This is a genomic window from Taibaiella lutea (genome assembly GCF_008629695.1).
GTDB classification, from domain to species: Bacteria; Bacteroidota; Bacteroidia; order Chitinophagales; family Chitinophagaceae; genus Taibaiella; species Taibaiella lutea.
Genome location: NZ_VWSH01000002.1, coordinates 202,110 through 214,251, shown reverse-complemented (window position 1 = coordinate 214,251; position 12,142 = coordinate 202,110). Strand labels below are relative to the sequence as shown.

The 12,142-nt window shown below is 38.7% G+C and carries 7 protein-coding genes and 1 tRNA gene; 1 reads left to right on the top strand and 7 read right to left on the bottom strand.

Annotated elements, in window-relative coordinates; all coding sequences use genetic code 11:
* Window positions 1–8: 8 nt before the first annotated feature.
* The 5 genes from F0919_RS08105 to F0919_RS08085 all read right to left on the bottom strand — a co-directional run bounded on the left by F0919_RS08105 (window position 9) and on the right by F0919_RS08085 (window position 6,189).
* Window positions 9–2,225, bottom strand: coding sequence for a peptidase domain-containing ABC transporter (locus F0919_RS08105; protein ID WP_262713947.1), 2,217 nt, complete (start codon window positions 2,223–2,225; stop codon window positions 9–11).
* 386 nt (window positions 2,226–2,611) lie between these two features.
* Window positions 2,612–2,683 (bottom strand) — tRNA-Met (locus F0919_RS08100).
* Window positions 2,684–2,795: 112 nt separating this feature from the next.
* Window positions 2,796–3,626, bottom strand: coding sequence for a DUF6159 family protein (locus F0919_RS08095; protein ID WP_150032253.1), 831 nt, complete (start codon window positions 3,624–3,626; stop codon window positions 2,796–2,798).
* Window positions 3,627–3,746: 120 nt separating this feature from the next.
* Window positions 3,747–4,574, bottom strand: coding sequence for a hypothetical protein (locus F0919_RS08090; RefSeq protein WP_150032252.1), 828 nt, complete (start codon window positions 4,572–4,574; stop codon window positions 3,747–3,749).
* A 76-nt stretch (window positions 4,575–4,650) separates the two neighbouring features.
* On the bottom strand, window positions 4,651–6,189 hold the full coding sequence (locus F0919_RS08085; protein ID WP_150032251.1) for a GH3 family domain-containing protein: 1,539 nt from the start codon (window positions 6,187–6,189) through the stop codon (window positions 4,651–4,653).
* Window positions 6,190–6,432: 243 nt separating this feature from the next.
* Between F0919_RS08085 and F0919_RS08080 the strand changes: the two genes are divergently transcribed.
* On the top strand, window positions 6,433–7,242 hold the full coding sequence (locus F0919_RS08080; protein ID WP_150032250.1) for a universal stress protein: 810 nt from the start codon (window positions 6,433–6,435) through the stop codon (window positions 7,240–7,242).
* Between the two features lie 82 nt (window positions 7,243–7,324).
* On the opposite strand, the gene clpB is transcribed toward F0919_RS08080, so the two are convergent.
* Complete coding sequence (gene clpB / locus F0919_RS08075) at window positions 7,325–9,931, bottom strand: ATP-dependent chaperone ClpB (RefSeq protein ID WP_150032249.1); 2,607 nt, start codon at window positions 9,929–9,931, stop codon at window positions 7,325–7,327.
* Between the two features lie 317 nt (window positions 9,932–10,248).
* The gene (locus F0919_RS08070; protein WP_150032248.1) at window positions 10,249–12,060 is read right to left on the bottom strand and encodes a T9SS type A sorting domain-containing protein; all 1,812 of its coding nucleotides are present in this window, start codon (window positions 12,058–12,060) and stop codon (window positions 10,249–10,251) included.
* Window positions 12,061–12,142: the final 82 nt, after the last annotated feature.

The following is a 12,142-nucleotide window of genomic DNA, read 5'->3' as shown; positions in this document are numbered from 1 at the left end:
TATCAGGTTTAGAGATTAAGATTTACCTGTGCATTTACCAAATCGGCATAAGTGCCTTTCAGTTCCATAAGCGATGTATGTGTTCCCTGTTCTACGATAAAGCCCCTGTCAAGCACCACAATCAAATCAGCGTTCTTAATAGTGCTTAAACGGTGCGCTACAATTACAAGCGTTTTATCTTTCAACTGCTCTTTCATATTAATAAGTATAGCCGATTCATTGATCGTGTCTAATGCATTGGTGGCTTCATCCAGCAGAATCAAAGGTGCATTCTTGTATAGTGCCCTGGCAATGAGAATCCGCTGTATCTGGCCATAGCTCAGCTGCGCACCGTCATTTCCTACTTTCGTATCTACTCCCTGCGGTAATCTTTCCACTATGCTTTCGCAACGCGCCCAATGCAAACAATCCTGTAACCGTTCTTTATCAATAGCTCCGTCTGAAAGTGTAATATTATATTGCAGGGTTTCAGAGAAAAGAAAACCATCCTGTAAAACTGCCGAGCAATTTGCCCGCCAGTCCTCCAACGGAATAGAGAAGGCAGATTGGTCGCCCAAAATTATCTCCCCGCCTGCCGGGTCATAAAAACGCATCAATATTTTTAACAGCGTCGATTTGCCGCTGCCGCTGCTTCCTACAATTGCAGTTGTTTTGCCTGCCGGTATGCGAAGGTTTATTCTGCTAAGGATGTTTACTTCTTCGTTGTATCCGAAGAATAATTCCCGGATGACAATATCCTGCTGCATCAGTCCTGATATATCAGCATCAGAACTTTTTTTGACAATAGCAGCTTCTTCTTTTTTACTGAACACATCCTCAATGCGTCTGATGCTGTTCACCGAATTCTGATATTCCTGTATGAAGGTAATCACATGCATTACCGGCACATTCATCTGGCCGATGATATATTGTATAGACAACATCATACCAAGCGTAAGCTCACCGTTTATAACAGCTCTGGCAGAATAAAAAGTAATAATAATATCCTTGAACTGTGATAAAATAGTGGCTCCGTTTTTCTGAAGCTGCGAAAGCCGGAAGTTTTTCTTCTGAATGCGGAACAGATCATCCTGTTCCTTTTTCCAATGGTTATACTTGCTTTCTTCAAGGTTGTTGATCTTTATGTCATGAATACCTTCCAGTATTTCATACACGTTATTTTGCTGCCCCGAAAGCTTTCCGAAAAGCTTATAATCCAGTATGGTTCTTTTCCGGATAAAAAGTAAAACCCAGACAATGTATAATATGGTTGAAACCACAAAAATGACAAAAATGAACTTATTGTATATCCAGAGAACAACTCCAAAAATCAACAGAAATAAAATAGAAATCAGTGAGTTGATCAATTGATTGGTAATAAACTGCTCTATCCTTGAAAATTCCTGAAGCCTTTGCAGGAAGTCACCTTTGGTTCGCTGGTCAAAAAAGATAATGGGCAGCCGCAAGATCTTTTTCAGGAAATCATAAATCATTGTATTGTTCAACCCGGTACCGAGATTCAGTATCAGCCAGTTCTGAAAAAGCTCAATAGTGATCCTGCCTGCAAAAAGCCCTAACATACCTAAAAGGATCAGCTTTACAAATGAAATATCCTTCCCCACAATTCCCCTATCAACAAGGAATTGATTTAAGAAGGGTAAAACATACTGCAAAAGCGAGATGGCAAGGATTCCCAATATCAGTAACCCGATTGTTTTTTTATACAATCTCAGGTAAGGCCAGAGAAAAGCTTTTACGCTATGGTCTTTTTTAGGGCCCGTTTCTTTGAGCAGTTCCCCTCCCGGAATAATTATCAATGCATGCCCCGACTTGCCATGAAGTCCTTCCGTTTTATTTTCAGACCAGCTATCTATAAATTCCGGTATGGTCAACTTGATTTTACCCTGCGCCGGATCGGCTATACGGATGTATTTATCTGTAATTTCATATACCACTACAAAGTGATTTCCCCTCCAGTGGACAATGCATGGCAATGGCGCTTCATTTAAGCCCGGAAGATCGTCAGTGGAATAAAACGGAATCTGAACGGCAGTAACCTTAAAACCTAAATGAAGAAGGCAACGTCGGATGGAAAGGAAGTTGGTACCGATTTTGTTGAAGTCGGTAAGCTCTTTAAGAAAGTCGAGTGAATAAGAGGCACCGTAATGCGATGCAACCATTTTCACACAAGCCGGACCGCAGTCCATCGATTCTAATTGCGAATAGAATTTAAAAGAGGAGCTCACCTATATAGTAAAGTTTATTTGCCTTAGCCAAGATAGTCTTTATAGTGAGATAAAAAAACACCTTTGTAAGGAATAATATGTGAATTATTCTATAAAATCAAATTTCCTCGAATCCTCCATCACATTATTCGCATGTGAAACACAATAGGCAGATAATCCTGTAGCAAATTCAGCAATAGAACCTCGGTCCGCCATGGCGGATATAAGCACGACCGATGATATCACAAATCAGTAAATAAAAAAAGGAATACAGTTTATGTATTCCTTTTTGAAGTAGCGAGGTCAGGGATCGAACCTGAGTCCGCCACGGCGGATATAAGCACAACCGATGATATCACAAATCAATAAAAAAAAGGAATACAGTTTAATGTATTCCTTTTCTGAAGTAGCGAGGTCAGGGATCGAACCTGAGACCTTCGGGTTATGAGCCCGACGAGCTACCGCTGCTCTACCTCGCGATGCGGGTGCAAAAGTAGTGCTATTATCCGGTACTTCCCGTTTTTATTTTGCAATGATTATATTTATTTCTGTGTTATTGATGATATGCTGGTTGACTTCATTTAAAACATGCTACTTTGCTTCAAATAAAGTATCAAACATGGAATCATTCAGATGCACATCTATATCGTTTCTTACTTTGTTATAAACAGCACTTACGAAAATGCTGTTCAAAGCGCTGAATGTTGCTGCTATTAAAACAACTCCAATAATGCCAACTGCAATACCTGCAAATACATTCATATAACCTATTAAAAAAGCAGGAATAAGCAATAATATAAATGCTACAAATTGCATTAAGCCGAAGCTGAAGGTGGCACCCAGGCTTTCGCCCCATTTTTCTTTCATCATCTGAGAAGATTTCTTGAGCGCCTCCCATGGCGTTCCGTTTTCATAAGCAAGAATTGGAACCGTAAAGAAAGTCGCAACGCTCCAGACAATTCCAATCAAACCGGTTATTATTTTTCCAATCCAGCCGACATTATCCTGAATGATTTTCAAAATAAGCCCTACTGTTGCTGCAAATACAGACCAGGAAAGGATTGCACCAATTCTACTACTGCTGAATGCCAATCCTTTTGCAACGGTAACTTCTTCACCCTGAAAATAAAGTTTGGCGCAATGCATTAACGCCATGTTGAAGAACACCACAACAGAGTAGTTTATAAGATAACAAATGAAAATCAGGCCATACTTATACAAAGGATTTGAAGAACCTAAATCTATATTACCAAAATCCCAGCCGTATGCTGACACAATACCGAAGAAAAACGTACCAAGTATCACCATCAAAGAAATGCCTGAAAGTATAGGGAAAATAATGAGGCTTTTATTAGCCTTTAATACTCTGAAACTAAGCTTGCTGATTTCCCAGCCGTTAGCCATCTTATCAAAAATGTTCATGAGATAATAATTTGTTTTGAAAAATTGAGATTGTTTCCATTATAAAAATAGTGAATTCCTGAAACAAAAAAGATTCAGGCTTTTAAAACCTGAATCTCCCTTTAAACATAATAAATATTCTTATGCACTCATTCTTATATTCTTCCGGAATGATTTTCCATCGGCACCTGTTCCTGAAATCTGCAATTGAAGGTTATCCAAAATAATATCACAAGGATTATCATTGGCGCTGTTTGTTTTACTTATTTCCTTCATCCAGCTTTGAATCGTTTTTTTACTGGTGCGTCGGTTACGTAATTCCTTATCTGTAGCATTTTTAATTTTTGCATTGTTTACATTCGAGAAAGAGATGTTATTCAGATCCGTTAGTGCAAAGACGTATTCAGCGCCTGTTTTGGAAGCATTCACATTTTTCCATCCTGTAGTGTATAAACCTAAATTCCTTAAATCAACAGAACCTGATTTTGAGTTCAGCATTAACCTGCTTTGATAACGTTGCCTTATTGTTGCATTTTTAGCACCGTACACATGAATCTTCGCGCCTGCAAGGCTTCCGGATTTAATTACATAAGAAAGGCCATCCTGCTTTTCGGCATTTTGTCTGGTAGCATCATTTGCAGCAATACCTTCAAATACAATTTTGACATTTCCGAAATTAATACTGTAGCCTGCTGCTGTAGCTTTTGAAGGTTGTTGAACGGGTTCCTGAGGTTTTTCAACAGGTGCAGCAGCTTTTACAACTGTATCAGCTTTTGATGATTGCGTTGAAACAACATTATTAGGTTCAAAATCTAAAATATCATCTTTCAGATACTGAGAATCTTTTTCCGTAACGATGGTAGAACTATCTCCCAGAATAATAGCCCCGCCTTTCGATGTCGACTTTTCGCCTCCGCAGGAAGCAAGCAAAATACTGATAGCGGATATATAAAGTATATACTGTTTCAAAATAAAAAATTTGGGCTAAGGTACTATTTGTACCTCTTTTCTCAAATCAATAACAGCAATTTGTTATTTCTGCCGGTCAGTCCTTATTATATTCCTTCAGAAAATCTTCCCATTCTTTCAATGTTTGTCCTTTCATAACTCTTGGAAATTTATTCATCGCACCAAACTTACCCATATGCTTCAGGTAATCAATAAAAGTGTGAGTGGGAAGGATTTCCACAAAGACTTCTTTCAATGCGGAAGTCCTTTCGACTGCATAATCATCGTTCACATCGCATAATGTGGCATCAATAATTTCTTTTGCTTTGGCTGCATCAATCGGGTCATCGCAACCGATAAACCATTTATGGGCAAACAAAGTGCCGTAAGGGAAACCGCCAACCGTAAATTCTTTAATCTGAACTTTCAGTTGCTTGTTTACTTCATCAATTGCTTTATTCAGGTTATCAATAGAAGTATGTTCGCCACAAAGGCTAAGGAATTGTTTGGTACGGCCAACAATGGTGATCTCATATTCTTCTACATCCGTAAACTGGACAACATCTCCAATCAGGTAACGCCATGCTCCGGCGCATGTACTTAATACAACAGCATACTTTTCTTCTGTATTTACCTCATCGATGAAATAAGATTGCGGTTTACCAATCATATCGCCGTTATCATCAAAATTGGTTGAATTAAAGGGTACAAATTCATAGAATATACCCGCGTTCAAAACCAGTTTAATGCCCGGAACGCCCGGCCTGGCCTGAAATCCGAAAGAACCCTCAGAGGCCATATAGGTTTCAATATAGGTTACTGGTACGCCCATTAATTTCTTGAAATTCTCACGATATGGTTCAAATGCAACACCGCCATGAATGTATATTCTAAGATTAGGCCACATGTCATGAATAGTATTAAGGTTGTACTTTTTTACAATCTCTTCCAATACTATCTGCGCCCATGCCGGAACGCCGCAAAGTATGCCCACGTCCCATTTCGGGGCATTTTCAATGATCAGTTTTATACGTTTTTCCCACCTTGGCTGACGTGAAATTTTCTGCCCCGGCTTATAAAAAAAGTTAGACAGGAAACGGGGCATATTTTTTGCACTGATGCCACTCATATCACCTTCATAATAATCGCCTTGTTTCATCAAAGAGGTAGAACCACCCAGCATCAATACGCCTTTCTCAAAAGTTTTAGAAGGAATTTTAAAATGGGTCATGCTGTAAAATTGCTTGAAACCTACCTTCTTGGTCGAGCGTATCATATCCTGCGTTACAGGAATATGCTTACTTGCCGATTCTGAAGTCCCCGAACTCAATGCAAAATATTTTACTTTTCCGGGCCATGTTACATTCTCTTCCCCTTCGAGGCATTTATGCCACCATTGCGCAAACATGCTATTGTAATTATGGAAAGGAACTTCTTCCCTGAAGGCCGTTTCCCAGTCAACCGACTCAGAAAGCATTTTTCCGAAACCATAATGTTTACCAAATGAAGTGTATTGCCCGCGCTCCAGAAGATTGCGCAAAGTATTGCGTTGATAAGTTCTTGGAGATGCGACCTTGATTCGAAAACTTTTTCGGATACGGAGTGAACGGGAAATAAGATTGCCTAATAATGCCATTGATTTATTGCGCTGTTATCCTTGTATGAAAATTCTTTAAATGCCTGACCGGCAAAATTACGCTTTTACCCTTTTTCTATTTGAATAACAAACAATTATTTGAAATGTTCTTCTATTTTTAACATACAAGTGATGCAACAATTTCATAATTTTCAGCGTAATACAAAAGAATAAATATTTTTCTGTTCCAATCAATTTTACCGGACAGATAAATATCATTCTCTCTAAAACTAAATATCCGATATGAATAACACGCTATTAATGGCAACGGATTTTTCGCCGGCTTCGCAAAATGCAGCTGTCTATGCTTTACATCTGGCAAAGCTTTTGAATGTCAAACTGGAATTGGTACACGCTTATATTATCCCATTTGCCTATACAGATAGTCCGGTTCCGTTGCTTAATCTCGAAGAGATTCAAAAGATATCGGAAAATAGCATTAATGCAGAGCTTACAAGATTACAAGGCATAGCGCCGGATATTGAAATAAGCTCAAAGGTGTTACCAGGCGAAATCGTGGATTGCCTTTCAGATTTGATAGATGAAAATCCACCTTTATTAATTGTAATGGGCACTTCCGGCAATAGTGAAGAATCTATGCTGTGGGGAAGCATGGCTGTAAAATCATTAAGGAACCTTAAAGCGCCCGTATTGGCCGTTCCTTCAGATGTTACATGGAAGCCCGTAGGGAAAATTTGCTTTGCAGCAGATTATAGCCAGGTTTCAGAACATACGCCATCTGCTGAAATTATTAACTGGACAAAGAAATTAGGTGCTACGCTGGATGTTATTCATGTTGATAAACCGGAACAGGTTTTAGAAGCTCCGGCTCAATTAACCAATATGCTAAGCTCTGTTCAGCCTACTTATCATACTATTATAGATGAAAATATAGAAACGGGCGTGGCTTCTTTTTTACAGGAACATGAAATAGGCTGGCTGTTGGTAATCCCTAAAAAATACGGCTTCTTTGAAAATCTGTTTCACAAAAGCCGCACTAAATTGCTGACACATGTGAGCAATGCGCCTGTACTGGCTTTGCATCAGGAGTAGATAAATAATTTATAAAAAGGAAGGGTGATTTCAATTTTTGAAATCACCCTTCCTTTTTGAATTTTCACTTTTGACTTTTCAATTATTCACCGTCATTCCTCACTACCACTACCCCATCGAATACATCTATCAAAACAGGTTTTGTTTTATCCAAATCACCCGAAATAATTTTCTTACTCAGTAAATTGATGATATCTTTTTGAATCAACCTTTTTAAAGGTCTTGCGCCAAATTGAGGATCAAAACCCTGTTCAGAGAAATAATCAAGTGCATAATCAGAAAACTCCAGTTGAATACCTTGTTGCAATAAGCGCTTTTTAAGCTCGTCTAACTGAATACGGATAATACCTTTTATTTCTTTTCTCATCAAAGGATGGAACATGATAATTTCATCTACACGATTCAGAAATTCAGGCCTTAAAGTTTGCCGTAATAAACCCATTACCGCATTCTTCGTATTTTCCACTATTTCATCAATATCATCACCCTCTTTAATATCATCAAAATTTTCCTGAATCAGGTGACTACCAAGATTACTTGTCATAATGATGATCGTATTCTTGAAATTCACTACGCGACCTTTATTATCCGTCAACCTGCCGTCATCCAGTACCTGCAACATAATATTGAAAACATCAGGATGCGCTTTTTCAATTTCGTCTAAAAGCACTACAGAGTAAGGTTTACGGCGAACGGCTTCTGTTAGCTGTCCTCCTTCGTCATACCCTACATATCCCGGAGGTGCACCCACCAAACGGCTTACGCTATGTTTTTCCTGATATTCACTCATATCAATTCTGGTCATCATACTTTCATCATCGAACAAATAAGAGGCTAATGCTTTTGCTAGCTCAGTTTTACCTACACCGGTTGTTCCAAGGAAAATAAAAGAGCCTATTGGTTTTTTAACATCCTGTAAACCGGCCCTGCTGCGCCTGATAGCATCGGCAACAGCTTCAATCGCTTCATCCTGACCTACAACTCTTTTATGCAATTCGTCTTCCAGATGCATCAGCTTTTCTCTTTCGCTGGTCATCATTCTTTGAACCGGAATACCGGTTGCACGTGCCACGTTTTCTGCAATATCCTCTGCATCCACTTCCTCTTTCAACAATCTTTTTTCTGAAAAAGATTCCATTTCCTTGGTCAACTCAGCAATCAGTTCTTCCTGTTCTTTCATTTTGCCATAGCGTATTTCAGCTACTTTTCCATAGTCACCGTCACGCTCTGCTTTTTCGGCTTCCAGTTTCAGATCTTCAATTTTAGCCTTAGCCGATTGTATCTTCTCTGCCTCTTCTTTTTCCTCATTCCATTTAGCTTTGAATGTATCGCGCTCTACAGAAAGGTTTGCAATTTCGGTTGAAAGTGATTTTACCTTCTCTTCATCATTTTCACGTTTAATAGCTTCTCGCTCAATTTCCAATTGCCTTATCCTGCGTTCCAGTTCATCCAATTCCTCAGGCATGGAATTCATTTCCAATTTTAGTTTTGCAGCGCTTTCATCAATCAAATCAATAGCCTTGTCCGGCAGGAAACGGTCTGACATATAGCGGCTCGAAAGCTCTACTGCTGCAATAATAGCTTCATCTTTGATACGAACGTGATGATGGGTTTCATATCTTTCCTTCAATCCTCTTAAAATGGAAATAGCATCTTCCACGCTTGGTTCATCTACCATTACTTTTTGGAACCTGCGTTCCAGAGCCTTATCCTTTTCAAAGTATTTTTGATATTCATTTAAAGTTGTAGCTCCGATAGCTCTCAGTTCACCTCTTGCCAATGCAGGTTTCAGGATATTGGCAGCATCCATTGCCCCTTCTCCACCCCCGCCTGCTCCGACAAGCGTATGTATCTCATCAATGAAGAGAATAATAGCACCATCACTTTCCGTCACTTCTTTAATGACTGATTTCAAACGCTCTTCAAACTCACCTTTATATTTGGCACCTGCAATCAGCAAGCCCATATCTAATGAAAAAATGATTTTTGATTTCAGGTTTTCAGGAACGTCGCCATTTATGACACGATGCGCCAGACCTTCTACAATAGCGGTCTTACCTACACCGGGCTCGCCTACAAGTATAGGATTGTTTTTGGTTCTGCGTGAAAGAATGTGAAGCGTACGGCGAATCTCTTCGTCTCTGCCGATTACCGGATCAAGCTTTCCGTTTTGCGCCAGCTCATTCAGGTTTTTTGCATATCGCTGCAATGCATTATAATTTGTATCAGCGGTTTGAGAATTTACCGTGCCGCCTTTTCTTAAATCTTTTATAGCGGCTATAAGTCCTTTTTCTGTAAGACCGGCATCTTTAAGGATTTTAGAAGTTTCGTCATTTCCCCGAAGAATTGCCAGCAACATATGTTCTACACTTACAAACTCATCATTGAACTCTTTAAGTGCAGCACCGGAACGCAATACAACATTATTTGCATCACGTCCCAACATTTGTCCCGCATCGCCGTTGCTTTGTTTTGGAAGCTTCGATAAGGAATCTTCCAGTCTTGAATGAATAATGTTCAGGTTGGCGTTACTCTTCTTTAATAAATATTCGATAGGTCCATCCTTATCTTCAAGAATTGCTTTTAGAATATGCCCGGATTCTATTGTAGGATTCCCATTATTAAACGCTAATTGTTGCGCTTGTTGCAGGGATTCCTGTGCTTTAATAGTGAAATTATTTAAGTTCATCTTTGTTCTTTCTGTTTATTGTGAAAGAATGATATTGACCGTTTTAAAACAATATTCATTCTCTTTTTGTTTAGATTTTAATTAACTCAATTAGTACCACAAAAATCAAACCAAAAACATACATACGGTAAAGCCGTCATGTTTTAATGAGATAAGGTGTCTTTGTAACAGATGAAGGAGAAATGAACTGTAAAAATTTCTGAAAAATATTCGGATTTATGTAATGATGTCATGCAATGATCTGCAATTATAGTTTTTCATTTATAAAAAAAGCAGCAATCAAATGATTGCTGCTTTAAAGACTTTATTATAAAAGATTAATGAAGTACCACAAACTTTTTCAAGGTTGATGCATCTCCTGAATTAACTTTCATCAAATAAGTGCCATTAGCATATCCGCTCAGGTCAAAAGTAAATTCACCTTTTGAAGCATTATTTAAATTATACGTTGCTTTTGCAGCTCCGGTAATATCATAAATTGTTACTACCAAATCAGCTTGTTTTACCAGATTAACCTGCATACGCACAACACCGGAAGTCACAGGGTTAGGATAGATTGAAACAGCATTTGACAACTCTGATTTCGGTGTGTTTGAAATACCTGTAGTAGGAGCTGTAGGGCAAGCTGCTGTAAACAACTTTGGTTGAAGTGTAGTTGAATTTGTATTTATCGGATCTAACCACGGTTTAAGTTGTTTTGTAGTTATACCATTTCCTTCAGGATATTCCCAATTGCGGCTTAGTTTACTATACAAAATGCCATTTTTACTGAATTTGCCATCAGGACGCGTATCTTCAGGGCATGCATTAACTGGAGGAGAACCGGTTAAATCACCTACGATTAATCCGTTTTTATCAAATAATGCGCTACCTGATGATCCACCTTCAACACCACCTGTAAAGAAATTCAATGACCAGTGTGTATTAGGAGTTGTTACAGGATTTTGGTTGAATTCACCTGTTGAGGAAATATTTTTACCTACAGATAATTTCTTAATGTCACCATTCGGATGATGGAAACCAATAAACGAATCTGCAGTGGATAAAATTGAGCTTCTGTTCCAACCGGCAAGATAAGCGCCGTAAGTATCAGGTACTTTCGACCTCAATTTCAAAAGCATAAAATCACCGATAATAGTAATACTGGAAGAATCATAATCTGCACGGGCAACGAAGTCAGCACCGGACATGGTATTGGTTTCTTTAATGTTTCCACCACCTCCACAAAGAGGAGATTCAAAATTAAAATAGAATGTCCATGTGCTGAAATGACTGTTTTCTGTACTGTTATCTTCATCACAGTGTGTTGCAGTCAACATATAGGGCGTACAATCTTCAGTTGTATTGTTTATAAGCGTAGCTGAACAAAAACCAAAGAAACCGCCACCTGCATCAACTACTATCCTTGCCACTGATTTTCTGGACATAGGCAAACTTGCACCTGCCGGGCATATAGCATTAATATGACAAGGAGCAGACCCGTTAATCCATGGATCGTCCGTTGGCTTTTGTGCTGTACCATCGTCAATAGATTTATCTGAATATTGACTCAGGAAGTTAATACCCTTGTAGAAATAAGCGACTCTGTCAACATGCAACTGAATATCATTGATATTAGTTCCTGCAGGAATGTCAATTTCAAGATTAGCAACATTTCCTTCCATCATTTCCGTTGCAAAAAGACCATCAGAAGGATTATTTTCGTTAGTATAAGCTCCTAATACTTGCTTTTTGTTTTCGTTTGTTATGAAATATTTCACACCCTCCGGCAATTTGAAGGCATTATAATATAAGCCTATTGCCGGTGCGTTTGCAATTTCAATTTGCGCTCTCCAAACCATTGCACCGTTCACAAATACAAACTTACCTGATTCAGGAAATGATACATTGGTTGATACCGCAATACCGCATCTGTCCAGCCTCGGATTAATTGTCTGAGCCGCAATATCATTTTTCAAAACAGTCTTAAGATCAGGTGCCTGATATAAAATTGTTTCAACTTTCTGATCCCGAAGAGTACTTTCATTCAAAATCATGCTTAAAGGCAATCCACCTTTATTGACTTGTGCGTATGAAGAAATCCCCCCCAAAGAAGACAAAATCGCTAACGCCAAAATTGTTTTTTTCATTTTTACAGTTTGATAAATAATAAAACTCCGATTTACAAAATCGGATCAAAGATAATGAACAATTAATTACGGAACGCAGTGC

Coding starts and splice junctions, on each gene's coding strand:
- clpB (WP_150032249.1), bottom strand. CDS start 9,931: ATGAACTTAAATAATTTCACTATTAAAGCACAGGAATCCCTGCAACAA.
- F0919_RS08080 (WP_150032250.1), top strand. CDS start 6,433: ATGAATAACACGCTATTAATGGCAACGGATTTTTCGCCGGCTTCGCAA.
- F0919_RS08095 (WP_150032253.1), bottom strand. CDS start 3,626: ATGAACATTTTTGATAAGATGGCTAACGGCTGGGAAATCAGCAAGCTT.
- F0919_RS08070 (WP_150032248.1), bottom strand. CDS start 12,060: ATGAAAAAAACAATTTTGGCGTTAGCGATTTTGTCTTCTTTGGGGGGG.
- F0919_RS08085 (WP_150032251.1), bottom strand. CDS start 6,189: ATGGCATTATTAGGCAATCTTATTTCCCGTTCACTCCGTATCCGAAAA.